This is a genomic window from Pseudomonas sp. GV105 (assembly GCF_003058185.1).
Lineage (GTDB): Bacteria > Pseudomonadota > Gammaproteobacteria > Pseudomonadales > Pseudomonadaceae > Aquipseudomonas > Aquipseudomonas veronii.
Window position 1 is genome coordinate 196,083 of sequence record NZ_QBUF01000006.1, and the last position, 24,779, is coordinate 220,861.

The window sequence follows — 24,779 nt, forward strand, 5'->3', positions numbered from 1 at the left end:
CTGGCTTTAGATGGTCGACCAGACCAAGCCCATGATGAAACTGACGGTGATTCAAATGGATTGTATTTTCTGCAGCATTGTCCGAAAAACCTCCCCGGCCCATATTCTGTGGGAAGACGAACAGCATATGGCCTTCCTGTCTATTTTCCCCAACACACCCGGTTTCAGCGTGGTGATCCCCAAGCAGCACTACGGAAGCTACGCCTTCGCCCAGTCGGATGAGGTGCTGGCAGGTCTGGTGGTGGCGGCGAAGAAAACTGCGCAGCAGATCGACCGGGCGTTTCCCGATGTGGCGCGCACGGGGATGATTCTGGAAGGCTACGGGGTGGATCACCTGCATGCGAAGCTGTTTCCCATGCATGGGACCGGACAGGACAGTGACTTCAAGCCCATCAGTTCCAGGGTCGACAAGTTCTTTGATCGCTACGAGGGGTACATCTCGTCCCACGATTTTGTGCGGGCGGATGATGCCGAATTAGCGGAGTTGGCGGCACACATCCGATCCTTCGCCTAGCCTCGATCCAAATGTGGGAGGGGGCTTGCCCCCGATAGCGGTGTGTCAGCGACAGCTGCATTCACTGACACCCTGCTATCGGGGGCAAGCCCCCTCCCACATTTTTTTGACCGTGTCGCATCAGAACTCAGCGACGGCTGCTGACCTCGGCGGGCACATCGTCACCGGCCATGCGCTTGCGGAACAGCGCGGTGCGCGCCAGCAGCAGCGTCGTCACCGGCACGGTGATCGACAGCAAAATCGGGATCAACCACCCGTGCAACACCGGCCCGGACTTGAGCACCGAAAAGTAGATAATCGACGCCAACGCCACGCTCCACGCACCCAACGTCGAGGCCAGTGCCGGCGGGTGCATGCGCTGGAAGAAATCCTTCATGCGCAGCAACCCGATTGCGCCAATCAGGGCAAACGCGCTGCTCAGCACCAGCAACACGGCCACGCACACTTCAACCCATAACGGCATCATTCGATCACCTCGCCACGCAGCAGGAATTTGGCCAGGGCAAATGACCCGACAAAGCCAAACAGCGCAATCAACAGCGCCGCTTCGAAGTAGGTATCACTGGCATACCGAATGCCCAGCACCAGCATCATCAGCATCGCCAGGATGTACAGGTAGTCCAACGCCAGGACCCGGTCCTGGGCCGATGGGCCTTTGAACAGGCGGACCAGTGTCAGCGCCATGGCCAGCGAGAACAGGAACAGGCTGAACAGGATCGCATTGGAGAGCAGGGCGCTCATTCGAAGATCTCCATCAAGGGCCGTTCGTAGTCGTGTTTGAAGTGCTGGATAAACTGCGCTTCATCGTCCAGGTCGAAGACGTGCAGCAGCAGGATGCTGCGGTCCAGGGCGAGTTCCGACCAGACGGTGCCGGGGGTCACGCTGGTGATCATCGACAACACGGCCAGGCCGTTGGCGTCGCGCAGGTCCAGGGGGATTTTGATAAAGCGCGAACGCGGTGGCCGCGAGCCGCACACCAGCACGCCCCAGGCGACTTGCAGGTTGGAGATGATCACGTCACGCCCCACCCGGAAGAACAGGCGGATGATCACCCCGGGGCGGCGGATGCGGATCGGCAGCGGGCGCAGCGGCGCCATCAGCAGCGGCGCGAGCAAACCCAATAGCGCACCCAGTAACAGGTTGCCGGGGCTGATCGACAAGTTGAGCAGCAGCCACAACACCCACAACGCCAGCGATAACCACGGGGCCGGGAACAGGCGCTTCATGGCTGCACCTCCAGCGCCGCGGTCTTGGCTTCAGGGCTGGGCACCGGGCGTGTGGCCATGACCGCCATCACATACTGTTCCGGGTTGTTCAGGCTCTTGGCGGTGTCCAGGGTGTAGCGCATCAGCGGCTCGGCCTTGAAGGTCAGCAGGATGCTCAGGCCGAGCAGGAAGAAGATCGGCACGCACTCATAACGGCGCAGCAGCGGTGACGGGCGTTCTTCCGGGGTCCAGAAGCGCTGGATGCCCAGGCGGGCGAAGGCGATCAGCGAGGCCAGGCCGGACAGGATCAGCAACGTCACCAGGCCCCACGCGGCAGGGCGGACAGGCTCATCCAGCGCATGGCCCAAGCCCGGCGGATTGACCAGCGCGCTCAACAGGCTGAGCTTGCCGATAAACCCCGACAGCGGCGGCATGCCGATGATCAGCAGGGCGCAGGCGACAAAGCTCAAGCCGAGGAAGGCCATGGTCCAGGGAATCACCTGGCCGACCACGGCTTTCTGTTCGTCATCAAGGTTGACGCCGGGGCGCGGATGCAGGGATTCCATGGCTTTGGGCAGCGCATCAATCTCTTCATCCAGCGGCAGGTCGTTGGCCGAGCGCGAGCGTTCGATCAATTCGGCCAACAGGAACAGCGCGCTCAAGGCCAGTGTGGAACTGACCAGATAGAACAGTGCTCCGGCTGTCAGGCTCGGCTGGGCGAACCCCACCGACGAGAGCAGGATGCCGGCCGAGACCAGGATGCTCAAACTGGCCATGCGCTCCAGGCGCTGCGCCGCCAGCATCGCCAGCGCCGCGCAGATGATGGTCGCCATGCCGCCGTACACCAGCCAGTCGCCGCCGAACAGCGCCGACGCCCCGGCCTGGCCGGAGAACAGCAGGGTCCACAGGCGCAGCACGGTGTACACGCCGACCTTGGTCATGATCGCGAACATCGCTGCCACCGGCGCGCTGGCCGATGAGTACGCCGGCGCCAGCCAGAAGTTCAGCGGCCACATGCCGGCCTTGGCCAGGAATGCGGTGGCGAGGATCGCCGCACCCGCGTGCAACAGGCCGCGATCGGCCTCTGGCACCAGCGGGATTTTCAGCGCCAGGTCCGCGAAGTTCAGTGTGCCGGTGACGCCATAGATCATCGCCGCGCCAATCAGGAACAGCGACGAGGCCAGCAGGTTGATCGCGATGTAATGCAGCCCCGACGACACCCGCGCCCGGCCGGAACCGTGCAGCATCAAGCCATAGGAGGCCGCCAGCAACACCTCGAAGAACACGAACAGGTTGAACAGGTCGGCGGTGAGAAAGGCGCCGTAGAGGCCCATCATCTGGATCTGGAACAACGCATGGAAACTGGTGCCCGCACGGTCCCAGCGCGCCATCGCGAACAGCAGCGCACTCACGCCGATGATCCCGGTGAGCACCAGCATCAGCGCCGACAGTTGGTCCACCACCAGCACGATGCCGAACGGCACTTGCCAGTTTCCGGGCAAGTACACGCCGATCGAACCGGGGCCGCCTTGTTGCGTCCAGTACAACAGCAGGATGGCGATAGCGAGGCCGAGCATGCTCGAGAACAGGTTGATACGCGCCTTGAGCGGACGGTGCTTCTCGCCGAGCATCAGCATCAGCGCGGCGGTCAGCAACGGCAGCAGGATCGGCGCGACGATCAGTTGATTGACCCAGGTCATTCCTTGGGCTCCCGGCCGTCCACATGGTCGGTGCCAGTCAGGCCCCGCGACGCCAGCAGTACCACGAGGAACAGCGCGGTCATGGCGAAGCTGATCACGATCGCCGTCAGCACCAGCGCCTGGGGCAGCGGGTCGGTGTAGTGCAACAGGTCTTGCGGCACGCCGTCCTTGATGATCGGCTCCTTACCGATAAACAGGCTGCCCATGCTGAAAATGAACAGGTTGACCCCATACGACAACAGGCACAGACCCATCACCACCTGGAACGTCCGTGGCCGCAGGATCAACCAGACGCCGGAGGCCGCCAGGACCCCAATGGCAATTGCGATGACTTCTTCCATCAGGCGGCTCCTTCCGGTGTGGCAACGGTTTTCGGCTGGTTGCTCGGTTTATGGGCCCGCACCGATTGGTGACCGAGGGCGGTGAGCATCAGCAGCGTCGAGCCGACGACCATGGCGTACACGCCGACGTCGAAGAACAGGGCGCTGGCGATATGGATGTCGCCCAGCACCGGCACGCTGAGATGCCAGGTGTGGGTGGTGAGGAACGGGTAGCCGGCGAACAATGCGCCGAGCCCGGTCAGGGTCGCCGAGAACAGGCCGAAGCCCATCCAGCGCATCGGCCGCAGACTCATCTGCGCCTCGACCCACTGGGTGCCGGCGACCATGTATTGCAGGATAAACGCCACCGACATCACCAGGCCCGCGACGAAACCACCGCCCGGTTGGTTGTGGCCGCGCATGAACAGGTAGAACGACACCACCAGCGCAATCGGCAGCAGCAGGCGCACCAGCACCGCTGGCACCATCATGTAGCCCAGGGCGGTGTCGCTGGCCTGGCGCGGGTTGATCAGGTCGGTGGCCACGTCCGGCGCGAGTTGGCGCTGTTGCGCGGGCAGTTGCATGCTTTCCTTGGAGGGGCGGAAGCGTCGCAGCAGGGCATACACGGTCAGCGCCACGGCGCCGAGCACGGTGATTTCGCCGAGGGTGTCGAAGCCACGGAAGTCCACCAGCATCACGTTCACCACATTGCTGCCGCCGCCTTCGGGGAGGGCGCGGCTCAAGTAGAACGAGGAAATGTCGTTAGGCGTCTGGCGGGTCAGCATCGCGTAGGACAGCAGCGCCATGCCGCCACCGACCACGGTGGACAGCAGGAAGTCGCGCAAGCGGCGAATGCGTGCCTTGCGCAGCGTACTGGGCAGTGGCGACACTTCTTCGATCCGCCGTGGCAGCCAGCGCAGGCCCAGCAGGATCAGCACGGTGGTCACCACTTCCACGACCAGTTGCGTCAGCGCCAGGTCCGGCGCCGAGAACCACACGAAGGTGATGCAGGTCATCATGCCGCACACGCTGACCATGGTCAGGGCCGCCAGCCGGTGGTACTTGGCCTGCCAGGCGGCGCCGAGGGCGCAGGCAATCGCCAGCAGCCACAGGGTGACGAACACGATGGAGCCCGGGATCTTCGGCCGGTCGCCCCAACTGAGGCCGCTGTTGAGCAGCGGGATCAGCCCGCCGATCACGGCGACCAGCACCAGCAGGAACAACTGCGTCTGCAGGCGCTTGGTGCTGATGCGTTTCTCGATTTTGCGCGCGCCGCGCATCATCAGCACCAGGCAGCGCTCGAAGCCGCGCTTGCCGTTGAAGTAGCTGATCACCGGCGGGTACTTGAAGCGCCCGCGCTTGAGTTGCTTGCGCAGCAGCAGATAGAGCAGCACCCCGCCGCACATCGCCACCAGGCTCATGATCATCGGCGCGTTCCAGCCGTGCCAGATGGCCAGGCTGTATTGCGGCAACACGCCGCCGACGACCGGCAGCGCGGCGGCGGCGAGGATCGAGCCGACCACCTGGGCCGGGAAGATCCCCACCAGCAGGCAGGTGAACACCAGCAGCTCCACCGGCGCGCGCATCCAGCGGGGAGGCTCGTGCGGGATGTGGGGCAGGTCCGTCGCGGGCGGGCCGAAGAACACATCCACGGTGAAACGCAGCGCGTAGGCCACGCTGAACGTGCCGGCGATGGTCGCGATCACCGGCAGGGCGATTTCCACCCAGGCGGTCGACGAGATGAATACGGTTTCAGCGAAGAACATCTCTTTGGACAGGAAGCCATTGAGCAACGGCACGCCGGCCATGGACGCACTGGCCACCATCGCCAGGGTCGCGGTAAACGGGATCAGGCGCACCAGGCCGCTGAGCTTGCGGATATCGCGGGTGCCGCTTTCGTGGTCGATGATGCCGGCCGCCATGAACAGCGAGGCCTTGAAGGTAGCGTGGTTGAGGATATGGAACACCGCGGCGACAGCGGCCAGTGGGCTGTTGAGGCCGAGCAGCAGGGTGATCAGGCCGAGGTGGCTGATGGTGGAGTAGGCCAGCAGGCCCTTGAGATCGTTCTGGAACATGGCGCAGTAAGCGCCGAGCAGGAGGGTCAGGGCGCCGGCGCCGCCGACGAGCCAGAACCATTCTTCGCTGCCGGACAGCGACGGCCACAGGCGGGCCAGCAGGAACACGCCGGCCTTCACCATCGTCGCCGAATGCAGGTAGGCCGACACCGGTGTCGGTGCCGCCATGGCGTGGGGCAGCCAGAAGTGGAACGGGAACTGCGCGCTTTTGCTCAGCGCGCCGATCAGCACCAGGGCCAGCATGACCGGGTACAGCGAGTGCGCGCGAATCTGATCGCCCGCCGCGAGGACCAGGTCCAGGTCATAGCTGCCGACGATATGCCCCAGCAGCATCACGCCGGCCAGCAGGCACAAACCGCCCGCGCCGGTGACCATCAACGCCATGTAGGCACCGCGCCGCGCATCGGCGCGGTGGTGCCAGTAACCGATCAGCAGGAACGAGAACAGGCTGGTCAGTTCCCAGAAGAACACGATCTGGATCAGGTTGCCGGAGATCACCAGGCCGAGCATGGCCCCCATGAATGCCAGGAAAAACGCAAAGAAGCGCGGCACCGGATCGTCCGGCGACATGTAGTAACGCGCATACAGCGACACCAGCGTGCCGATGCCGAGCACCAGCATCGAGAACAGCCAGGCGAAGCCGTCCATGCGCAAGACGAAATTCACGCCCAGGCTGGGCAACCACATGAATTCTTCGCGGATCACCCCGCCGTGGGCGATTTGAGGGTAGAGCAGGGCGACTTGAACAGTACCGATCAGGGCGATGAGGCCGGCCAGCAAGGATTCGGTGTTACGTGCGTTGTGCGGCAGCAAGGCCGCCAGACAGCTGCCGATAAAAGGCAGAAGCAGTAGAACTATCAGGGACATAGGCTTCTAATCTGCGGGAGTTTGGGATGCATCATACGTGCCGCTTTCTTGATCACCAAACGGCAACGTGTGGCAGGATCCTACAAGGTAGGCTGAAAACGCCCATTTGGCATTGTTTCAGCTAACCCTCACCCACGCGCTCCAGCGCCTGATCGTGGACGCTGGGCGTGCCCGGGATGGCGATTTGACAGCCACCGCCCGGGCTAGGACCTTACCCCTGCTGTTCCTGTTCCCGCGCATTTTGCAATTCGATCGCCTTCTGCCCGCGCGTCTTCAACTCACTCACCACCACCGCCGCCACGATCAACGCCGCCCCGACCATGGCAATCGGCGGGAACCGCTCCCCGGCAATCCGCCCAACCACGCCGGCCCACACCGGTTCCCCGGCATAAATCAATGTGGCCCGCGTCGGCGAAACGCTTTGCTGCGCCCAGTTCATCGCCACCTGGATCACCGCGCTGGTCAAGCCCAGGCCCACCGCGCTGAACAACAGCAACCAGGAGAACCCCGGCAACGCCTCGCCCATCGGCACCACCATGAGGAACGACAACAACGACGCCGTGGCCAGTTGCACCACGGTCACCCGACGCACGTCCACTTGCCCGGCAAATGCGCTGATCAGGATGATCTCGGCGGCAATCGCCACCGCGCCGATCAGCGTGGCGATCTCGCCGGGGCTGAAATTCAGCGAAGCACCGGCCGGGCCGGTCAACAGCATCAACCCGGCGAACGCCAGCATGATGCCAATGCTCGGCATCAACCCTGGCCGACGACCCAGCACCAGCCATTGCAACAACGGCACGAACGGGACATAGAGCGCGGTAATGAATGCCGACTGGCTGCTCAGAATCGTCTGCAGGCCGATGGTCTGCAGCCCGTAGCCAAACATGATCGCCACGCCGATAAATACGCCGGCTTTCAACTCGAACAGGGTCAGGTCGCGCAGGGTGCGCAAAGAGAAAAAACCGACCGCGATCGTCGCCGCAGCAAACCGCAGGCCCACGAAAAACATCGGCCCGCTGACCGTCATGGCGTGCTGCACCAGCAAAAAGGTGCCGCCCCAGATCATGGTGATGAACACCAGGATGCATTCGGCTTTGCTGAAGCGGTTGAAACGCGAAGGAGCATTCGGGGTGGTCATGGCGGCTCAGTCTTGCAAGGGAAGGGCGCGGACCGCACAATGCGCCGCACGCTGGGCAGTATACTGCGCACACCCACCCATTGAGCAATATAGTGCACAAAGAAAATCCGCAACGGGCCTCGGTCCTGCAGCATGTCAGCCAGAATGTTCGTCGCCTGCGTCATGCCGCCGACTTGAGCCAGACCGCGCTCTCGGAAAAGTCCGGAGTCAGCCGACGCATGCTGGTGGCCATCGAGGCTGGCGAGAAAAACGTCAGCCTGTCCACCCTCGACCGCGTCGCCGAAGCGCTGGATGTGGCTTTCAGCGACCTGATCCAGGCCCCGGATGCACCTGACCATAGCCGTATCAACGAACTGGCCTGGGCCGGTGACATCCCCGGCAGCAAAGCTGTATTGCTTGCCAAGGCCACGGCGCGGCGTGAAGTCGAGCTGTGGGAGATGCGCCTGGAGCCGGGCGATTGCTACAGCCCCGAGCCGGACCCGGATGGCTGGAGCGTGCAGTTGTTCGTGTTCGAAGGCCGCCTGACATTGGTGCTGGATGGTCAGGAAAAACCGGTCGGCGCCGGTGAGTTCTTCATGTTCGCCAGCCGCCAGGCCCACGCCTATCGCAATGACGGCGACGTGGCGGTGCGCTTTGTGCGCAATGTGGTGATCTAACTGTTGACCCGCCAACAGCGGATGGACACTTTGCTCGATCGCAGGCGGGTTCCCTTGCATTAAAATGACGGCAACCTACTGATCTTATTGAAGATTGGTTTCGGGCACGACTCCTGCAATCACTCCAGTATCCCCTTGGACTCTGGAGTCGGCCCATGTCAGCCCACCCTCAACACCCTGCTCATATCATCCGATCAGACGCCGAAGCCATCGCGGTCGCCACGCGCCTGGCCGAACACTTCGCCGTCGAGGCCAGCGTGCGCGACCGCGAGCGGCGCCTGCCGGTCGCTGAACTCGACGAATTTTCCGCCAGCGGCCTGTGGGGCATCACCATCCCCAAGGCCTATGGCGGCGCCGAGGTGTCCTATGTGACGGTGGCAGAGGTGATCAAGTTGATCGCCGCCGCCGATCCGTCCCTGGCGCAGATCCCGCAGAACCACCTGGGGGTGGTGGATATCCTGCTGCAAACCGGCAGCGAGGAGCAAAAACTCCACTACTTCGGCAAGGTCCTGGCCGGCTACCGTTTCGGTAACGCTTTCTCCGAAGCCAAGAGCAAGAACGCCGGCACCTTCGACACGCAGATTCGCGTTCACGCCGATCATGCGCAGATCAATGGCGAGAAGTTCTACTGCACCGGCGCGCTGTTCGCCCATATCGTGCCGGCGGTGGGCACCAACGAACAGGGCAAGGCCTTGATTGCCTTCGTCGAGCGCGATGCGCCGGGCCTCACGGTCATCGACAGCTGGGACGGCTTCGGCCAGCGCACCACCGCCAGTGGCGGCGTGACCCTCGATGGCGTGACGGTGCCGCTGAGCGCGGTGATTCCCGCGCACCTGGCGTTCGACCAACCGACCGCTGACGGCCCGATCTCGCAGATCATCCAGGCCGCGATCGACACCGGCATCGCCGTGGGTGCCCTCGAGCAAGCGAAAGTCTTCGCGCGCCAGGCCCGCCCATGGATCGACAGCCAACAGGATCACGGCTGGCAGGACCCATTCACCATCGCCGCCATCGGTGATCTGGAATGGCGCGTACACGGCACCGAAGCGATTCTCGCCAAGGCCGGCAAGGCGGTCGACCAGGCCCTCGCCGAACCGAACGAAGACACCGTCGCCAACGCCTCGCTGATCGTCGCCCAGGCCAAAGTGCTGTCGGCCGAAACCGCGTTGCTCGCCAGCAGCAAGCTCTTCGAGCTGGGCGGCACCCGCTCGGTGACCGGCAAGCACAACCTCGACCGCTTCTGGCGCAACGCGCGCACCCACACCCTGCACGACCCGGTCCGCTGGAAATACCACCTGATCGGTAACTTCGTGCTCAACGGCGTCAAACCCGCACGCCATGCCTGGAACTGAGGAGCCTGCCCCATGAATGCACTGACCCAACCCACCGCGCTCGACCAGGCTCGCCAATTGCTGGAGAGCACCCGACGTGTGCTGCAAAAAAGTGATGACCCTTACGTAATCAGCCGCTTCGGCGACTGGCAGATCCGCGTGGAGGTGGCCGCCGCCTTGCTGGAATACGCCGAAACCCACCCAACGCCTGTCGCCGCCACCGAAGCGCAGATCGCCGCCGCCGAAGCCTTGCTGTTCGCCAGCGCCGCCGAATTCGAACTGACCGGCCAGCGCAGCGCGTTGCCGTCGCCCCTCGAAGAGCCGCTGCGCTGGAAGTACCAGCTTGTCGGCAACTACCACCTCAACGGTGTCGCCCCCGGGAGGACTGCTTGATGTCCCGTGAAATCCGCTTGAATGCCTTCGACATGAATTGCGTCGGCCACCAATCCCCCGGCCTGTGGGCACACCCGCGTGATCGCTCGTGGCAGTACAAGGACCTGGAGTACTGGACCGACCTGGCGAAAATCCTCGAGCGCGGCAAGTTCGACGGCCTGTTTATCGCCGATGTGCTGGGCATCTACGACGTGTACAACGGCAATGGCGACGCGGCGATCCGCCAGGCCACTCAAGTGCCGGTCAACGACCCGCTGTCGCTGATCGCGCCGATGGCGCTGGTCACCGAACACCTGGGTTTTGGCCTGACCGCGTCGTTGTCCTTCGAACACCCGTATCCGTTCGCTCGACGCCTTTCCACGCTCGACCACCTGACCAAAGGCCGTGTCGGCTGGAACATTGTCACCTCTTACCTGGAAAGCGGCGCCAAGAACCTCGGCCAGAACGCCCAGACCGAACACGATGCGCGCTACGACTACGCCGAGGAATACCTGGAGGTTTGCTACAAACTCTGGGAAGGCAGCTGGGAAGAGGGCGCCGTGCTGCGTGACCGCGAGCGGCGGATTTTCAGTGACCCGAGCAAGATCCACGAGATCCGCCACGTCGGCAAACACTTCCAGGTGCCCGGCATCCACCTGTGCGAGCCGTCGCCGCAACGCACGCCGTTGCTGTACCAGGCGGGCGCGTCCAGCCGTGGCAAGCAGTTCGCTGCCGAGCAGGCCGAGTGCGTGTTTGTCGCCGCACCGTCCAAGACGCTGCTGAAAAACACCGTCGCCGACATTCGTCGCCGCGCGGCCGAGGCCGGGCGTGATCCGCGCAAGATCCTGATCTTCAACCTGCAGACGGTGATCGTCGGCGAGACCGACGCGAAGGCCAAGGCCAAGTTCGACGAATACAAATCCTACGTCAGCTACGAAGGCGCCATGGCGCTGATCTCCGGCTGGACTGGCATCGACTTCAGCCAGTTCAAGCCCGACGACCCGCTCAAGCATGTGCATACCAACGCGATTCAGTCGGCGGTGGAAGCCTTCTCCACGGCGGACCCGAGCAAGGTCTGGACGCCCAAGGAACTGGCCGACTGGGTCGGTATCGGCGGCTTTGGCCCGCTGTTTGTCGGCAGCCCGGAGACGGTCGCGGACTTGTTGCAGGAGTGGGTGGAAGACACCGATGTGGACGGCTTCAACCTGGCCTATGCGCTGACCCACGAAACCTTTATCGACGCGGTGGAACTGCTGGTGCCGGAGTTGCAGAAGCGTGGCGTGTACAAGAAGGAATACGCCCAGGGCACGTTGCGCGAGAAGTTGTTTGGTGAAGGCCCGAGGTTGCCGGTGTCCCATCCAGGCAGTCGCTATCGAACCTTAGCGAATGTGCAGAAAGATAGGGCTGTTGAGCATGCCTGATTCAACCGTGTGAAAGGACCGTCGGGTGGTGTGAATAACTCACAACACCCGACGACGACTCACGGTTCTCATCGTTCCATATCGAAAATTCCATTTTCTACTTTTAAGACGCGTACTCTGCCATCGTCAAGTTCGACGGTTGCCGTGAAGTTAAACTGTCCCGAGAGTTTTCCTGCAAAGCTCTCAAAGTTTGGAATGGATTTAAATGTGATCGTGCCACTGTCGGCCGGCCAGACGAGACTTTCAGGGATATTGAAGAAGAATATCCGCACCTGTTTACTGTCTGGACTAAAGCTGTAAGTGCCGGGTGCAAGGCCTTTGGCTATGTTGATGGATAATCGATAGTCCTTGAGGTCGGGTTTCGACGTGAACTGTCGTGACCAGGCCTGTAGATAAGCCGGGAAACTACCTGAATCGTCTCCTAGGCTGAACGCTGTCTCAGTAGATTCATAGCGCTCAGTAATTAACTCGCTGAAGTCGCACACTATTGAACCGCTGGCTCTGGCTTTTTCGTCCTCGGTAAATCCCTGGAGTTTCATCTCGCCCTGGGTAAGAGAGACTGTTTTTGAACCGCTTTGTGCTGCAAACTCGAAGCTTGACTCCACTGTCTGCAGGGTGCTGTTCAGCGTGACCGTCACACTTCCGCTGATGGCGGTGTAAGGGCGAAATGACGAGGAAGTTGCTTTTGTCCATGACGCATTGGCTTTCCCCTGCGCACCATGGTCGTCAACGATTGCGTAGGTTTTTTTTACAACGTCACCCTCGTTAGGCAACCACAGCGAAATATATTGATATTGACCAAGATGGTCTTCATCGCTTGCGCCTGAGATATACCATCTGTTTGTTTGTTCATCCAGATAGAAATAGAAGCGTGTGCCCTCGAAACTGTTAAAGTCCTCGTCGTCATTCACTATTGCACTGGCTGTGCCTGAAGTGGCTTTTGGCTTGGTTTTATTCGAGCTGCTCATAAGCGGCTCTCCTTTGTTGTGACGTGGGTTCGGCTTGAGTCTATTAAGCGGGCAACACAATATCTACTGTCAAAAATGACAGGTATAACGTGATCGTTTCTAATAGCGAAAGTGGTTATTCGGAACACATGTTTGAATGCCGGTGACTTATCAATTCCGACCCCGCTCGGCAGGGTGTTCGCTGTTGCTACAGCAACAGCGAAGAAGCACTTTGTGCTGTGTCAGCTTCATAACTGTTGATGAACGCCTGGGTTATACGGCGTTTTATATCGGCATGGTTCCTGCTTAGTCTTTATATCAACGCTATCGACTTTCCGTTCAATCCTCATTCAGCCAGCGGACCACCGCACGCTTACCCACCCAATAGGAGCATCACCCCTATGAGCGTGCATGTACTCAAACCTCCGCCGGCTCTGGAATGGCCGGCCGAGTTGCTCGGTCAGTTGCCCACGGCCCTGGAACAACTGCGCCATTGGGCACAGATCACGCCGCTGCACACCGCCCTGCGCCACAAGCGCCAGGGCCAGTGGTACGCCTGGCGCTGGATCGATGTGTTGCGCGATGTCGAGCGCCTGGCCGATGGCCTGCGTCAGCACGGGTTCAGCGAACAATCGCAACTGGCGCTCAGCGGGGCTTTCGAGCCCAACCTGTTATTGCTGGCGCTGGCCGCCCAATCGGTCGGCGGCCAGGTACTGACCCTGGCCGATGACTTGGAGCCTGAGGCGCTGCGCCAACAACTCTGGCGCATTCGCCCGAGCCATTCCTACGTGCAGGGGCGTCAGCAGCAGCGGCACTGGCAGTCGGCCAACCTGGTGGATTTCGCCCAAGTGCTTGGTGCGACCGACCCGGCCCGGCACCTCAGTCGCTGGTGGCAGCCGGCCGGCGAGAGCGTGCTGTGGAGCGAGGAGGGCACTCACTGGCAAGGCGGCCTGGCGGTACTGCTGGCGCAATGGCTGAACAGCGGTCACGGCCTGGCCTTCCCGGAAAGCCTGGCATCAGCCCGGCGTGATCGCGGCGAAGCCGCGCCCACCGGCTTGCTGTTGTCACCTGCGCGCCTGCAGCACTTGGCCGACGACATCGAAAGCCGCCTGGCGCCCCACGGCACCTGGCGCCGTCGGCTCTGCGACTGGGCCATCGCCCAGCCGCACAGCGGCCTGCGCCGTCTGCTGAAAAACCGCGTGCGCAAACTGCTGGGCTTTCAACGCCTGGCCTCTATCTGGCAGCCACCCAGCACGGGCAAGTCCGTTGTCGAGCCGGTGTGGCTGGCTGAATTCAAACGGGACATCGCATGAGCCAAGCCATTCTCCGGGTGCGGGATATCTCGCTGTCGTTCAAAGGGGTCAAGGCGATCAACGCGCTGTCCTTCGATGTCCAGCGCGGCGAAATCTGCGCGCTGATCGGCCCCAACGGCGCCGGCAAGAGTTCGCTGCTCAATGTGCTCAACGGCGTGTATCGCTTCGATGCCGGCGAGATCGTGTTCGAGCAGCAGCACTTCCACCGTATCGACCCCTTGGGCGCCGCGCGTCGCGGCATTGGGCGGACCTTCCAGAACAACGCGCTGTTCAAAAAGATGAGCGTGCTCGACAACATCCTCACCGGCCTGTCGCGGCATATGAGCACCCGCTTTATCGAACAGGCCCTCGGCTTGCCCCGCGCACGGCGCGAGGCCGAAGCGTTCCGCCGGCGTGCCCAGGGCATTCTCGAGTTTCTTGAGTTGCAGGCCCACCGTGATGTGCCGGTCGGCAACTTGTCCTACGGCCTGCAGAAACGCGTGGAACTGGGCCGGGCGCTGATCGCCGGGCCCAGCCTGCTCCTGCTGGATGAGCCCATGGCTGGGATGAACGCCGAGGAGAAACAGGAAATGGCGCGCTTTGTCGCCGATGTGAACCGCGACCTCGGCACCACCGTGGTGTTGATCGAACACGACATGGGCGTGGTCATGGGCCTGTCCGACCATGTGGTGGTGCTCGACTACGGGCGCAAGGTCGGCGACGGCACACCCGCGCAAGTGCAGGCCAACCCCGACGTGATCGCGGCGTACCTGGGAGTGGTCCACTGATGACGTTCTTTTTCGAAACCCTGCTCGGCGGCCTGCTCGCCGGCACCCTGTACTCGCTGGTCGCCATCGGCTTCGTGCTGATCTACAAGGCCAGCGGCGTGTTCAATTTCGCCCAGGGCTCGATGCTGCTGTTTGCCGCCCTGACCTTCGTCAGCCTGCACGAGCAGGGCGTGCCGTTTGCCCTGGCGCTGTTGTTGACGGTGGTGGTGATGATCGTCGGCGCCTTGCTCATCGAGCGCCTGGTTCTCCGCCCGCTGGTGAACCGTTCGCAGATCACCCTGTTCATGGCCACCCTGGGCTTGTCGTTCATTGTCGAGGGCCTGGCCCAGGGCTTGATGGGCTCGCAGGTGCGTGCGCTGGACTTGGGCATCGACGATGTGCCGCTGTTCGTCGGGCCGCTGATGCTCAGCCAGTTCGACCTGATCGCCGCCGCCGCCGCCGTGGTGCTGGTGACGGTGCTGGCGCTGCTGTTCAACAAGACCCGCATCGGCGTGTCGTTGCGCGCCGTGGCGGATGACACCACGGCGGCGCTGTCCATCGGCATCAACCTCAACCGTATCTGGCAGATCGTCTGGGCGGTGGCCGGGACCGTCGGGCTGGTGGCCGGGCTGCTGTGGGGCGCGCGTCAGGGCGTGCAGTTTTCATTGTCGCTGGTGGTGCTCAAGGCCTTGCCGGTGTTGATCATCGGCGGCTTTACCTCGATTGGTGGGGCGATTGTCGGCGGGCTGATTGTCGGCGCGGCGGAGAACCTTGCCGAGGTGTATATCGGCCCACTGCTCGGCGGCGGCATCACGCCGTGGTTCGCCTACGCCCTGGCCCTGGCCTTCCTGTATATCCGCCCCGCCGGCCTGTTCGGCGAGCGTGCCATCGAGCGAGTCTGAAACCATGTCGATCCCTGTTGTGCAAGAAACCGCGCCATTGCGGCTGATTCAGCGGCGTGTGCCTTGGGGCCTGCTCGGCCTGTTGGCGCTGGCGTTTGTCGTGGTGCCGCTGTGGGGCAATGATTATTGGCTCAATGCGATCCTGATCCCGTTCCTGGTGCTGTCCCTGGCCGGGCTGGGCCTGAACCTGTTGACCGGCTACACCGGGCAGACCTCGGTGGGCGCGGCCGGCTTCATGGCGGTCGGTGCGTTTGCCACCTACGGCTTTCTGCTGCGCCTGCCGGAGCTGGGCTTGCCGGTGGCGTTGCTCGGCGGCGGCATTATCAGCGCGCTGGTCGGTTTGCTGTTCGGCCTGCCCAGCTCGCGGATCAAGGGCTTCTACCTGATGGTCACCACCCTGGCCGCGCAGTTTTTCCTCGAGTGGCTGTTCGTCAAATTCCCCTGGTTCTACAACTACGGCTCGTCCGGCACCATCTCCGCGCCGAAGCTGGCGTTGCTCGGTTATGACCTCAACACGCCGCTGGGCCGTTACTGGCTGACGTTGCTGACCGTGCTGCTGTTGACCTGGACCGCCGTCAACCTGGTGCGCAGCCAGGTGGGGCGCAACTGGATGGCGATCCGCGACATGGACACCGCCGCCGCCGTGGTCGGCATCCCGGTGGTGCGCTACAAGCGCCTGGCGTTTGCGGTCAGCTCGTTCTACCTGGGCATCGCCGGCGCGCTGTGGGCCTTTGCCTACCTGGGCACGGCCAGCGCGAGCAGCTTCGATATCAATCGCTCGTTCCAGATTCTGTTCATCATCATTATCGGTGGCATGGGCAGCATCGCCGGCAACTTCGTCGGCGCGGCGTTTATCAGCTTGCTGCCGATCTTCCTCAGCCATGCCGGGCAGGCGCTGTTCGGCGGTTCGGTGGATGCGGGGCAATTGCAGAACCTGCAGAAAATCATCTTTGGCGTGCTGATCATCGTGTTCCTGATCAAGGAACCCGAGGGCTTGATTCGCCTGTTGCACAACTTTCGCGATCGGCTGCGTCAGTGGCCCCTACGGTTTTGACCTCTATGAGAACTCCCATGCGTGCATCCTTGAAACGTTCCCTGGCCGGCGCCGCCTTCGCGCTGGCCACCCTGGCCGCTGCAGTGCCCCAGGCCGTGGCTTCGGCCGACCAGCAGTTCTTTCCGTTGGCCACCTACCGCGTCGGCGCCTATGCCTCCAGCGGCGTGCAGGTGTGGGCCGGGATGATCGACTACCTGCGTTATATCAACGAGGTCGAAGGCGGCATCAATGGCGTAAAACTGGTGTGGCAGGAATGCGAGACCGAATGGACGGCAGAGAAGGGCATCGAGTGCTACGAGCGCTTCAAGAACGGCCTGGATGGCGCGCCGGTCGCGGTCTACCAGCCTAATGGCGCACCGGCGGCCTACGCCCTGAGCGAGCGCGCCGAGGTGGACAAGATCCCGTTGATCACCCTCGGTTACGGCCGCACCGAAGCCACCGACGGCACCGTGTTCCCGTACAACTTCCCGGTGATGCTGACCTTCTACAGCGAGGCGTCGAGCCTGGTGAACTACATCGCCCAGCGCGAAGGCGGTTTCGACAAACTCAAGGGCAAAAAGATCGCCACGGTCTACCACGACTCGGCCTACGGTCGCGAAACCCTCGGCCCGCTGAAGCTGCTCGCCGAGCAGTACGGCTTCGAGAATATCCAGATTCCGGTGGCCGACCCGGGCAACGAACAGTCCGCGCAATGGCGCCAGGTGCGCCAGGCCAACCCGGACTGGGTGTTCCTGCGCACGTGGGGCGTGTCCACGCCGGTCGCGGTGAAAACTGCGGCACGCTTTGGCTTCCCGGTCGACCATATCATCGGCGATATCTGGGCCAGTTCCAGCGAAGACGTATTGCCTGCCGGCACCGCTGCCAAAGGCTACCTGGCGCTCACCCCATACCCGGCCGGCGCCGGTTTCGAGATCCACAAGCGCCTCAAGCAATACGTCCTCGACAAGGGCCACAGCGACCTCAAGGACCTGAAAAACTTCGGCAGCGTCTACTACAACTCAGGCCTGGTGAACGCCGCCGTGGCGGTGGAAGCGATCCGCACCGCCCAGGCCAAATTCGGCCAGCGCCCGCTCAATGGCGAAGAAGGCCGCTGGGGCCTGGAGCACCTGAATATCGACGACGCGCGCCTCAAGGCCATGGGCTACCTGGGCCTGATGCAGAACCTCAAGTTGTCGTGCCGTGACCACGAAGGCGGCGGCTCGGCGCGGGTGCAGCAGTGGGACGGCGCCAACTGGACGCTGGTCAGCGACTGGATTGCCGCCGACCGCGCGCTGTTGCGCCCGCTGATCGACGAAAAGTCCGCCGCGTTCGCCAAGGAAAAAGGCCTGACGCCACGCACCTGCACCGGAGATGAATAAACCATGAGCCTACCTGCCAGTGAATCCGCACACGCCGCGCTGCTGACGGTCAACGACATCGAAGTGATCTACGATGGCGCGATCCTCGCCGTGGCCGGGGTGTCGCTGAGCGTGCCCAAGGGCGCGATCGTCGCCCTGCTCGGCGCCAATGGCGCCGGCAAGAGCACCACGCTCAAGGCGATCTCCGGGCTGGTGCGCGCCGAGCGTGCCGAAGTCAGCCGTGGCGTGATCGAATACGCCGGCCACGACCTGGCCGGCGTCGACCCCAGCCAACGGGTGCGCCAGGGCATGGTGCATGTACTCGAAGGCCGCCATGTGTTCGGCCAGCTCACGGTGGAAGACAACCTGCGCAGCGGCGGCTTCGTGCGCCGCCTGAGCCGCCGGGCCATGGAGGCCGATCTGGAACGCATCTACGCCTGGTTCCCCAGGCTCAAGACCAAGCGTCACACCCGCGCCGGCCTCACCTCCGGCGGCGAGCAGCAGATGGTCGCCATCGGCCGGGCGTTGATGACCCGTCCTACTTTGGTACTGCTCGACGAGCCGTCCATGGGTTTGGCGCCTATGATCGTGCAGGAGATATTCGAGATCGTCGCGCAGCTCAACCGCGAGCAGCAGGTGAGCTTCCTGATCGCCGAGCAGAACATCAACGTCGCGCTCAACTATGCGTCCCACGGCTACGTGCTGGATACTGGCCGCGTGGTCTTGAGCGGCAGCGCCGCTGAACTGTTGGCGCGGGGCGATTTGCATGACATCTATCTGGGTAAACAGTAAAGGCGAACAGGCATGACTGAATCCATCCGCAACGCCGATGTCCTGATCATCGGCGGCGGCCTGAGCGGTACGATGCTGGCCGTGCAACTGCTGCGCCTGCCCGGCTCGCGGCAGATCCTGGTGATCGAACCGCGCGCCGAACTTGGCCGCGGCGAGGCCTACAGTGCGGTCGAGCTGGGCCATACCTTGAACGGCAATGCGGCGCGCATGAGTGTCGACCCGGACAACGCCGACGACCTGACCCAATGGCTCACCGACTACATCGGCGCCGGCGGCTGGCCGGAGTCGGACCAGCAGCATGTGCCGATCAGCGAGCTGTTCCCGCCGCGCGGGATGTTCGGGTTGTACGCGCAGCAACGCTTGGCCGAGGCCAAGGCGCTGTCGACGTCTACCGTCGAGCATATCCGCGCCGAAGTGGTCGACCTGCAAGTGGACCCCGCCTCGACGCTGCTGACCCTGGATAACGGCCAGCAACTGCGCGGCGCCCAGGCGGTGTTGGCGACCGGCATGTTCCCGGCGGCGCGCACGCCGCAGACCGAATCCAGCGGTTTGAACGCCGCCGCAGTCGACCCGTGGGACGTGCAGGCCATGAGCCAACTCGACCCGCGCGCGACGGTGCTGATCATCGGTTCCGGGCTGACCATGGTCGACGCCGTGGTGTCCCTGGAACAGGCTGGGCACCGGGGCCCGATCGAGGTGTTCTCGCGCCACGGTCTGCTGCCCCATGTGCGTCGACAGCCACCGGGCTGGGACGATTTTCTCGCCGCCGACCACCGCCTGCGCAGCCCTCGGCAGTTGCTGCGCGAGGTGCGTCGGCAGTGTCGCATCGCGACGGCGCAGGGCATCGATTGGCAGGCGCCGCTGGACACCGTGCGCGCGCATATCGGCCGTTTGTGGAGCCAGGCCAGCGAGCGCGAGAAGCGCCAGTTCGTGCGGCATGTGCGGCCGTGGTGGGAAAGTCATCACCACCGTTCGCCGCCGCTGAGTGCGCAGTTGGTGGCGCGTCTGCATGAGGAAGGGCGCTTGCGCATTCGCGCGGCGTCGTTCAAGGGCTTGGCGCCTGCGGTCCACGGCGTCAGCATCCGCTTGCGTTACCGTGGCGAGCAAACGATCACCCAGGTTGCGGGCGCGGCGCTGATCAATTCCAGCGGCATTGAATACGACTGGCGCCGCGTAGCCCGGCCGTTGCCCCAGCAGTTGCTCAAACGCGGGTTGATCCAGCCCGGGCCGCTGGCGCTGGGGATCGCAGCGGATGCCTCGGGGGCGGTGCTGGATGCCCAGGGCCAGGCCAGCCGGCGCTTGTTCGCCATGGGCCCGCCGCTGCGCGGGATGTGGTGGGAGAGCACGGCGGTGACCGATGTGGCGCTTCAGGCCAAGGCGCTGGCGTTGAAGCTGACAACGATCTAAAGGTGGGAGGGGGCAACTTCCTCTACCTAGGGGTCTTCACAAAACCGGGTTTTAGGCCAAATACCTCGACACCCTGCGGCGTCGATTGCCCGGTGGTCACGGTCACGCGTTCCACCGGCTGGTCCATCGTCGGCCGATATTCGACGGTCATGTCCGGCTGGATCGCCTGGCTCGGAATCACGATCGCCTGCGCGTTGTTGTAAGTGACGATGGTCAGTCGCGCACTCATCCCCAGCCGTACCCGCTGCAGTTGCTGCGGGGTCAGCCTGGGGATCGACAGGGTTACCGGGAACTGCGCGCTGCCCTGGGTCTCGCCGGCAATCGCCAAACCGCTGACCACACTCACCGAGCCGCTCAACCGTTCGCCGTCGAAGCCATCGCCCATCACTTCCACCGCCTGGCCCTGGTGCAGTTGGTTGATGTCCAGCTCGGAGACCCTGGCGACGATTTTCAGCCGTTCGATATTGGCCAGGCCGAACAGCACCTGGCCCTGGCTGACCTTGCTGCCGGCCTGCACCGGGGCGTTGGTGTTGCCCGCGCCTGCTGCCGCGTTGCTGCTTCCGGGGGCGGGCACCACGATGCCGGAGAAGGGTGCCTTGACCTCCTTGTCTTCGAGCTGTCGGTAGAGCGCGTCGTACTTCACCGTGGCATTGGTCAGCTCCATCTCGGCGATCTGTCGGTATTCGCCCTTGCCTTGCTCCAGTGCCTGTTGCAGTTCATCGCGTGCGGCGATCAGGTCCAGTTGTTGCTGCTGGGTCTGTTGCTTGAGGTCGTCCAGTTCGTTGCGCGGGATGATGCCGCGCTGAAACAGGTTTTCACTTTCGGTGAGTTTGCGCTGGGTGTTGTCGGCGCTCATTTGCGCGGTGCGCAGGCTGCGGCGTGCACGGCTGACGGTGGGGCTGCTGTCCCAGTCTTGCATTTCCTGCACGGTGCGCCGGGCCTTGAGTTGCGCGGAGAGTGCATCGCGCAGTTGCACTTCGAGCAGGGCCGGGTCCATGCGCAGCAACACTTGCCCGGCGTCGACGCGTTGGCCTTGTTCCACCAGGTTGGCCTGCACATTGCCGTCGAACGGCGCGGTGAGGGTGAGGGTGGTGTCGGGCTCGATCTTGCCCACCAGGCCGATCTGATGCACCAGCGCGCCAGGCGTCACCGCCAGCCACTGTTCGGTCGGGAGGATCGGGTCGGCGGCGCTGCGATGGCTTTGCACCGCAACGCCGGCGGCCGCCAGCAGCACGATCAATCCAGCCGCCAGCAGGCGTTTTTGGTTAGTAGTCATTGAGGGCGATTTCCCAGCTTTCCAGCGTCATGCCCAGGGTCAGATCGAGCTGGGTCTGGGCGTTCAAATAAGCGATCAGCGCATTGAGCTGCGTGTTTTCGGCGTTGCGCAGGTCGGTCTCGAAACTCAGCACCTGGAAGTTGGTGGAGCGCCCGGCGCTGAGTTTTTCGCGTTCGATCTCGATCTTGCGCCGCGACAATTCCACGGCGCGCTGGGAGATTTCGTACTGGCGCCAGCGCGTGCCGAGGTCGCGCACCACGTTGTTCACGCTGCGTTCCAGTTCCTGGCGGGCGTCGGTGATGCGGATGGCCTGATCCTCCACATTCACCCGTGCGCGCACTTCGGCCTGGCGCGTGCTGATGTCGCCGATGGGGATTTGCACCTGCACCCCGGCGTAGCTGTCCCAACTGCGGTTGTTGCCGCTGCCGGTGTCGTTGTCGTAGTTGTTGCGTATCTGGTTCGCCCCGGCCACCAGGTCCACTTGCCAGCGCCCGGAGTCTTTGGCGATCACCAGGTTGAGGTCGGCCTGCTGGCTGCCGAGCAGGGTGGCGAGGTACTCCGGTTGCTGGTTCTGCGCCAGGTTGAAGGCCTCGCGTTTGTCGATCTGCATGGGCTTGGCCTCCAGGGCTTCGGTGGCGCGGATCGGCGTCGACAGGTCGAGGGCCAGCAGGCGCAGCAAGGCCAGGCGGCTGGTGTCGAGTTGGTTCTGCGCTTCTTCCACGCCCAGTTGTTGGGTGGCGATATCGGCTTCGGTCTGCACGATCTCGAACTCGGCCATGCGCCCGGCGCTGATCAGCGCCTTGTTGACTTCCAGCAAGGTGTTGGCGCGTTTCAGCGCGTCCTGGACGATGCTCAGTTGCTCCTGGGCGCGCAGCAACTCGCGGTAGGTGGCGATGATCTGGCTGATGGTTTGTGCCACGGTGGCCTTGAGGTTCAGGCGGTTGGCCTGCTCCGACAGGCGCGACAGGCGCAGCGGCGCGGTGGTCGCGTCCCAGCCGGCGCCGCGCATCAGCGGTTGGATGAGCGCCAGGTCGAGGCCGTCGCTGCGGTAGCGACCGGCCCGGTTGGCGTTATTCAGTTGCTGGGTCCAGGCCATGCTCAGGCGCGTGCCGTACTCGCCCAGCAGGCTGGTGGCAGGGGCCACGTTGGTATTGCGTGCATTGTCGGCGGAACCGCGGGAGCTGCGGTAATAGCTGTTGAGGGTGAGCTTGGGGTTGAACACGTCTTCGGCCACGCGCAGGTCGAATTTCTGCGCGACCCGCTGCAGGTAGGCGCTGCGAATCGCCGGATTGTTGCGCAGGCCCAGGTACACCGCGTCGCCCAGGGTGATGGCGGTGACCTGGGCATTCAGCGAGACGCCGCGATCATAGCCGCTGCGCGTGGTGCTGGGCGCCGTGGGCCGGATCAGCATATCGGCGGCGACACTCGGCAGGCTGATCAGCGCCAGGAGCAGCAGCAGGCGTTTATTCATCGCGCAACGCCTCCACCGGCTGCAACCGTGAGGCCGAGACCGCCGGGTAAATGCCGAAGAACAACCCCACCAGCAAGGTGCTGCCCACCCCCAGGGGCAGGGCGGCGACCGCCAGGGCGAAGGCCCAGCCCGACAGCCAGGCGTAGAGCCACGCGGCGGTCATGCCGAGCACCGCGCCGCACAGCGCGCCGACGGCGGTGAGGGTGATGGCTTCGAGCAGGAACAGGTTGCGGATATCCCGCTGGCGTGCGCCGAGCGCCATGCGAATGCCGATCTCGCGGCGGCGTTCGGAGACGTTCATCAGCATCACGTTCATCACCCCGACACCGCCGCCCACCAGCGAGATCGCGCCCAGGGCCAGCAGCAGGTAGGCGAAGGTGCGGCTCTGCCGGGTCATGCCGTCGATCATTTGCTGGGGCACCGTGATGTCGACGCTGTGCTCGGTCAATTGGCGTTGCAGCGCGGCGGCGGCGTCCCGGGCGATGCGTTCCATGTCCTGGCCCGGCGCGGCGCGGATGATTACGTTGCCGATTTGCGGGCTGGCGTAGATGCGGCGCATGCCGTCGGCGGGAATGAACAGCGATTCGTTGGCCTGCACCGGCATCAGCATCGCCCGGGGCTGGTGGTGCAGGATGCCGACCACCTGGAACAGGTAATCGTTGATACGCACGCGGTCGCCCAGCTTTAACGGCGCGCCGGGGGTACCAAGGGCCTGGGCGATCTGGTCGCCGATCACGCCGTAGGTTTCGTTGGCATCGAACGCCGACAGGAAGCGCCCCTCGCGCAGCGCCAGGCGCAGGGCCGCGGGGATATCCGGTGTGCTGCCGACGAAGTTGGCGTTGACGCTGCGGCCCTGGAACACGATGGGGCCGCTGAACAGGCTCAGCGCGCCGATGTGCGCGATCCCGGGCACGGCCTGGCGCACGGCGTCGAGGTCGAGGCGGGCACGCATCGGTACGCTGCTGTCGGCTTTGGGCGGAAACTGCGCGACCAGGGTGTCGGTGCCCATGTCCTTGAAAATCAGCGCGGCATCCACCGCCGCGTTATGCCCGATATTGATCAGCGCCACCACCGACGAACTGCCGATCACGATGCCCAGCAGCGCGAGGATCGAGCGCTTGCCCAGGGTGCGCAGGCTGACGAACGCTTCATGCAGCAATTGGCTCAGGCTCTGCTCGACCCGCAGGCTCATGGGCGCCCGGCCTCATGCACCACGCCGTTGCGCACCAGGATCTTGCGCTCCAGGCGTTCGGCGATGTGCGCGTCGTGGGTGACGATGATCAGCGTGACCTGCTGCTCGCGGTTCAGCGCCAGGAGCAGGTCCATGATGTCCTGGGCGGTGCTGCTGTCGAGGTTGCCGGTGGGTTCGTCGGCCAGGATGACCGAGGGCTTGCCCACCAGCGCCCGCGCAATCGCCACACGTTGGCGCTGGCCGCCGGAGAGGTCGGCGGGGCGATGGTGCGCGCGCTCGGCCAGGCCGACTTGTTCGAGCATGCGCAGGGCCTGCTCCACCGACTCGTGGCGCGACACGCCGCGATAACTCAGGGGCAGGGCGACATTGTCCAATGCGCTGAGGCGCGGCAGCAGGTTGAAACTCTGGAACACGAAGCCGATCTGCTGGTTGCGGATCGCCGCCAGTTCATCCGGGCTGGCGCTGAAAATGTCGTGGCCGGCAAAGCGGTACTGGCCGCAGTTGGGCAGGTCCAGCAGGCCGAGGATGTTGAGCAGGGTACTTTTGCCGGAGCCGGAGGCGCCGAGGATGCCGCAGCTGTCACCGCGGGCGATGGACAGGCACACATCATTGAGGATGGACAGGTGCTGTCCGGCGAGCTGATAGCGTTTGCCGATGCCTTGCAGGGAGATCAAGCCTGGGTGCGCGGGGGTATCTGTCATCATGACTACGCCTGCAGTCTCGACGCTGCCGTGCTGCCC

Annotated in this window: 24 protein-coding genes; 12 read left to right on the plus strand and 12 right to left on the minus strand. The window is 63.7% G+C overall.

Going from position 1 to position 24,779, the window contains the following annotated elements; all coding sequences use genetic code 11:
- The first annotated feature begins 55 nt into the window (after nucleotides 1-55).
- Nucleotides 56-514: an HIT family protein gene (locus tag C8K66_RS13565; RefSeq protein WP_026140168.1), complete on the plus strand. Its 459-nt coding sequence runs from the start codon at nucleotides 56-58 to the stop codon at nucleotides 512-514.
- A 127-nt stretch (nucleotides 515-641) separates the two neighbouring features.
- On the opposite strand, the gene C8K66_RS13570 is transcribed toward C8K66_RS13565, so the two are convergent.
- The 7 genes from C8K66_RS13570 to C8K66_RS13600 all read right to left on the minus strand — a co-directional run bounded on the left by C8K66_RS13570 (nucleotide 642) and on the right by C8K66_RS13600 (nucleotide 7,822).
- Nucleotides 642-980 (minus strand): Na+/H+ antiporter subunit G, encoded by a 339-nt coding sequence (locus C8K66_RS13570; RefSeq protein WP_108525079.1) that lies wholly within the window; start codon nucleotides 978-980, stop codon nucleotides 642-644.
- Nucleotides 977-1,255 carry a K+/H+ antiporter subunit F gene (locus tag C8K66_RS13575; protein WP_017848091.1) on the minus strand — a complete coding sequence of 93 codons (279 nt, stop codon included), beginning with the start codon at nucleotides 1,253-1,255 and terminating at the stop codon, nucleotides 977-979. The genes C8K66_RS13570 and C8K66_RS13575 overlap by 4 nt, the downstream gene beginning before the upstream one ends.
- On the minus strand, nucleotides 1,252-1,740 hold the full coding sequence (locus C8K66_RS13580) for a Na+/H+ antiporter subunit E (RefSeq protein ID WP_017848090.1): 489 nt from the start codon (nucleotides 1,738-1,740) through the stop codon (nucleotides 1,252-1,254). Before C8K66_RS13580 ends, C8K66_RS13575 begins: the two co-directional genes overlap by 4 nt.
- The gene (locus C8K66_RS13585; protein WP_046382882.1) at nucleotides 1,737-3,419 is read right to left on the minus strand and encodes a monovalent cation/H+ antiporter subunit D; all 1,683 of its coding nucleotides are present in this window, start codon (nucleotides 3,417-3,419) and stop codon (nucleotides 1,737-1,739) included. The genes C8K66_RS13580 and C8K66_RS13585 overlap by 4 nt, the downstream gene beginning before the upstream one ends.
- Nucleotides 3,416-3,760: a Na+/H+ antiporter subunit C gene (locus tag C8K66_RS13590; protein WP_007986256.1), complete on the minus strand. Its 345-nt coding sequence runs from the start codon at nucleotides 3,758-3,760 to the stop codon at nucleotides 3,416-3,418. The genes C8K66_RS13585 and C8K66_RS13590 overlap by 4 nt, the downstream gene beginning before the upstream one ends.
- On the minus strand, nucleotides 3,760-6,681 hold the full coding sequence (locus C8K66_RS13595) for a monovalent cation/H+ antiporter subunit A (protein ID WP_108525081.1): 2,922 nt from the start codon (nucleotides 6,679-6,681) through the stop codon (nucleotides 3,760-3,762). The genes C8K66_RS13590 and C8K66_RS13595 overlap by 1 nt, the downstream gene beginning before the upstream one ends.
- A gap of 211 nt (nucleotides 6,682-6,892) precedes the next feature.
- A complete protein-coding gene (locus C8K66_RS13600) occupies nucleotides 6,893-7,822 on the minus strand; it encodes a DMT family transporter (RefSeq protein WP_017848087.1) in 930 nt (309 codons plus the stop codon).
- Between the two features lie 92 nt (nucleotides 7,823-7,914).
- Between C8K66_RS13600 and C8K66_RS13605 the strand changes: the two genes are divergently transcribed.
- From C8K66_RS13605 to C8K66_RS13620, 4 genes are all read left to right on the plus strand, one after another.
- Nucleotides 7,915-8,478 (plus strand): helix-turn-helix domain-containing protein, encoded by a 564-nt coding sequence (locus C8K66_RS13605; protein ID WP_017848086.1) that lies wholly within the window; start codon nucleotides 7,915-7,917, stop codon nucleotides 8,476-8,478.
- Nucleotides 8,479-8,633: 155 nt separating this feature from the next.
- Nucleotides 8,634-9,830, plus strand: coding sequence for an SfnB family sulfur acquisition oxidoreductase (locus C8K66_RS13610; protein ID WP_108525083.1), 1,197 nt, complete (start codon nucleotides 8,634-8,636; stop codon nucleotides 9,828-9,830).
- A gap of 12 nt (nucleotides 9,831-9,842) precedes the next feature.
- The gene (locus tag C8K66_RS13615; RefSeq protein ID WP_046382885.1) at nucleotides 9,843-10,202 is read left to right on the plus strand and encodes an acyl-CoA dehydrogenase; all 360 of its coding nucleotides are present in this window, start codon (nucleotides 9,843-9,845) and stop codon (nucleotides 10,200-10,202) included.
- Nucleotides 10,202-11,602, plus strand: coding sequence for an LLM class flavin-dependent oxidoreductase (locus C8K66_RS13620; RefSeq protein WP_108525085.1), 1,401 nt, complete (start codon nucleotides 10,202-10,204; stop codon nucleotides 11,600-11,602). The genes C8K66_RS13615 and C8K66_RS13620 overlap by 1 nt, the downstream gene beginning before the upstream one ends.
- 68 nt (nucleotides 11,603-11,670) lie before the next feature.
- On the opposite strand, the gene C8K66_RS13625 is transcribed toward C8K66_RS13620, so the two are convergent.
- Complete coding sequence (locus C8K66_RS13625; RefSeq protein ID WP_108525087.1) at nucleotides 11,671-12,570, minus strand: hypothetical protein; 900 nt, start codon at nucleotides 12,568-12,570, stop codon at nucleotides 11,671-11,673.
- Nucleotides 12,571-12,950: 380 nt separating this feature from the next.
- Between C8K66_RS13625 and C8K66_RS13630 the strand changes: the two genes are divergently transcribed.
- From C8K66_RS13630 to C8K66_RS13660, 7 genes are read left to right on the plus strand one after another with little or no spacing between them, the layout of a single operon-like run.
- Nucleotides 12,951-13,862 (plus strand): AMP-binding protein, encoded by a 912-nt coding sequence (locus C8K66_RS13630; protein WP_108525089.1) that lies wholly within the window; start codon nucleotides 12,951-12,953, stop codon nucleotides 13,860-13,862.
- Nucleotides 13,859-14,629 carry an ABC transporter ATP-binding protein gene (locus C8K66_RS13635; RefSeq protein WP_108525091.1) on the plus strand — a complete coding sequence of 257 codons (771 nt, stop codon included), beginning with the start codon at nucleotides 13,859-13,861 and terminating at the stop codon, nucleotides 14,627-14,629. The genes C8K66_RS13630 and C8K66_RS13635 overlap by 4 nt, the downstream gene beginning before the upstream one ends.
- Nucleotides 14,629-15,510: a branched-chain amino acid ABC transporter permease gene (locus C8K66_RS13640; protein WP_079444202.1), complete on the plus strand. Its 882-nt coding sequence runs from the start codon at nucleotides 14,629-14,631 to the stop codon at nucleotides 15,508-15,510. The genes C8K66_RS13635 and C8K66_RS13640 overlap by 1 nt, the downstream gene beginning before the upstream one ends.
- A gap of 4 nt (nucleotides 15,511-15,514) precedes the next feature.
- Nucleotides 15,515-16,564 carry a branched-chain amino acid ABC transporter permease gene (locus C8K66_RS13645; RefSeq protein ID WP_108525093.1) on the plus strand — a complete coding sequence of 350 codons (1,050 nt, stop codon included), beginning with the start codon at nucleotides 15,515-15,517 and terminating at the stop codon, nucleotides 16,562-16,564.
- A gap of 17 nt (nucleotides 16,565-16,581) precedes the next feature.
- Nucleotides 16,582-17,922: an ABC transporter substrate-binding protein gene (locus C8K66_RS13650; protein WP_108525095.1), complete on the plus strand. Its 1,341-nt coding sequence runs from the start codon at nucleotides 16,582-16,584 to the stop codon at nucleotides 17,920-17,922.
- Nucleotides 17,923-17,925: 3 nt separating this feature from the next.
- On the plus strand, nucleotides 17,926-18,693 hold the full coding sequence (locus C8K66_RS13655) for an ABC transporter ATP-binding protein (protein ID WP_046382893.1): 768 nt from the start codon (nucleotides 17,926-17,928) through the stop codon (nucleotides 18,691-18,693).
- Nucleotides 18,694-18,705: 12 nt separating this feature from the next.
- The gene (locus C8K66_RS13660) at nucleotides 18,706-20,100 is read left to right on the plus strand and encodes an FAD/NAD(P)-binding protein (RefSeq protein ID WP_108525097.1); all 1,395 of its coding nucleotides are present in this window, start codon (nucleotides 18,706-18,708) and stop codon (nucleotides 20,098-20,100) included.
- Between the two features lie 22 nt (nucleotides 20,101-20,122).
- Here the strand turns inward: C8K66_RS13660 and C8K66_RS13665 are convergent, their stop codons facing one another.
- Genes C8K66_RS13665 through C8K66_RS13680 form a run of 4 tightly spaced genes read right to left on the minus strand, consistent with a single transcriptional unit; the run spans nucleotide 20,123 to nucleotide 24,743 of the window.
- On the minus strand, nucleotides 20,123-21,376 hold the full coding sequence (locus tag C8K66_RS13665; RefSeq protein WP_108525099.1) for an efflux RND transporter periplasmic adaptor subunit: 1,254 nt from the start codon (nucleotides 21,374-21,376) through the stop codon (nucleotides 20,123-20,125).
- A complete protein-coding gene (locus C8K66_RS13670) occupies nucleotides 21,366-22,847 on the minus strand; it encodes a TolC family protein (RefSeq protein WP_046382896.1) in 1,482 nt (493 codons plus the stop codon). Before C8K66_RS13670 ends, C8K66_RS13665 begins: the two co-directional genes overlap by 11 nt.
- Nucleotides 22,840-24,039 (minus strand): ABC transporter permease, encoded by a 1,200-nt coding sequence (locus tag C8K66_RS13675; protein ID WP_046485024.1) that lies wholly within the window; start codon nucleotides 24,037-24,039, stop codon nucleotides 22,840-22,842. The genes C8K66_RS13670 and C8K66_RS13675 overlap by 8 nt, the downstream gene beginning before the upstream one ends.
- Nucleotides 24,036-24,743, minus strand: coding sequence for an ABC transporter ATP-binding protein (locus C8K66_RS13680; RefSeq protein ID WP_017848077.1), 708 nt, complete (start codon nucleotides 24,741-24,743; stop codon nucleotides 24,036-24,038). Before C8K66_RS13680 ends, C8K66_RS13675 begins: the two co-directional genes overlap by 4 nt.
- Nucleotides 24,744-24,779 lie beyond the last annotated feature (36 nt).

Excerpts from the sequence above, each read along its gene's own strand:
- C8K66_RS13565 (WP_026140168.1), top strand. The coding sequence starts at position 56 with ATGGATTGTATTTTCTGCAGCATTGTCCGAAAAACCTCCCCGGCCCAT.
- C8K66_RS13570 (WP_108525079.1), bottom strand. The coding sequence starts at position 980 with ATGATGCCGTTATGGGTTGAAGTGTGCGTGGCCGTGTTGCTGGTGCTG.
- C8K66_RS13575 (WP_017848091.1), bottom strand. The coding sequence starts at position 1,255 with ATGAGCGCCCTGCTCTCCAATGCGATCCTGTTCAGCCTGTTCCTGTTC.
- C8K66_RS13580 (WP_017848090.1), bottom strand. The coding sequence starts at position 1,740 with ATGAAGCGCCTGTTCCCGGCCCCGTGGTTATCGCTGGCGTTGTGGGTG.
- C8K66_RS13585 (WP_046382882.1), bottom strand. The coding sequence starts at position 3,419 with ATGACCTGGGTCAATCAACTGATCGTCGCGCCGATCCTGCTGCCGTTG.
- C8K66_RS13590 (WP_007986256.1), bottom strand. The coding sequence starts at position 3,760 with ATGGAAGAAGTCATCGCAATTGCCATTGGGGTCCTGGCGGCCTCCGGC.
- C8K66_RS13595 (WP_108525081.1), bottom strand. The coding sequence starts at position 6,681 with ATGTCCCTGATAGTTCTACTGCTTCTGCCTTTTATCGGCAGCTGTCTG.
- C8K66_RS13600 (WP_017848087.1), bottom strand. The coding sequence starts at position 7,822 with ATGACCACCCCGAATGCTCCTTCGCGTTTCAACCGCTTCAGCAAAGCC.
- C8K66_RS13610 (WP_108525083.1), top strand. The coding sequence starts at position 8,634 with ATGTCAGCCCACCCTCAACACCCTGCTCATATCATCCGATCAGACGCC.
- C8K66_RS13615 (WP_046382885.1), top strand. The coding sequence starts at position 9,843 with ATGAATGCACTGACCCAACCCACCGCGCTCGACCAGGCTCGCCAATTG.
- C8K66_RS13620 (WP_108525085.1), top strand. The coding sequence starts at position 10,202 with ATGTCCCGTGAAATCCGCTTGAATGCCTTCGACATGAATTGCGTCGGC.
- C8K66_RS13625 (WP_108525087.1), bottom strand. The coding sequence starts at position 12,570 with ATGAGCAGCTCGAATAAAACCAAGCCAAAAGCCACTTCAGGCACAGCC.
- C8K66_RS13630 (WP_108525089.1), top strand. The coding sequence starts at position 12,951 with ATGAGCGTGCATGTACTCAAACCTCCGCCGGCTCTGGAATGGCCGGCC.
- C8K66_RS13635 (WP_108525091.1), top strand. The coding sequence starts at position 13,859 with ATGAGCCAAGCCATTCTCCGGGTGCGGGATATCTCGCTGTCGTTCAAA.
- C8K66_RS13640 (WP_079444202.1), top strand. The coding sequence starts at position 14,629 with ATGACGTTCTTTTTCGAAACCCTGCTCGGCGGCCTGCTCGCCGGCACC.
- C8K66_RS13645 (WP_108525093.1), top strand. The coding sequence starts at position 15,515 with ATGTCGATCCCTGTTGTGCAAGAAACCGCGCCATTGCGGCTGATTCAG.
- C8K66_RS13650 (WP_108525095.1), top strand. The coding sequence starts at position 16,582 with ATGCGTGCATCCTTGAAACGTTCCCTGGCCGGCGCCGCCTTCGCGCTG.
- C8K66_RS13655 (WP_046382893.1), top strand. The coding sequence starts at position 17,926 with ATGAGCCTACCTGCCAGTGAATCCGCACACGCCGCGCTGCTGACGGTC.
- C8K66_RS13660 (WP_108525097.1), top strand. The coding sequence starts at position 18,706 with ATGACTGAATCCATCCGCAACGCCGATGTCCTGATCATCGGCGGCGGC.
- C8K66_RS13665 (WP_108525099.1), bottom strand. The coding sequence starts at position 21,376 with ATGACTACTAACCAAAAACGCCTGCTGGCGGCTGGATTGATCGTGCTG.
- C8K66_RS13670 (WP_046382896.1), bottom strand. The coding sequence starts at position 22,847 with ATGAATAAACGCCTGCTGCTGCTCCTGGCGCTGATCAGCCTGCCGAGT.
- C8K66_RS13675 (WP_046485024.1), bottom strand. The coding sequence starts at position 24,039 with ATGAGCCTGCGGGTCGAGCAGAGCCTGAGCCAATTGCTGCATGAAGCG.
- C8K66_RS13680 (WP_017848077.1), bottom strand. The coding sequence starts at position 24,743 with ATGATGACAGATACCCCCGCGCACCCAGGCTTGATCTCCCTGCAAGGC.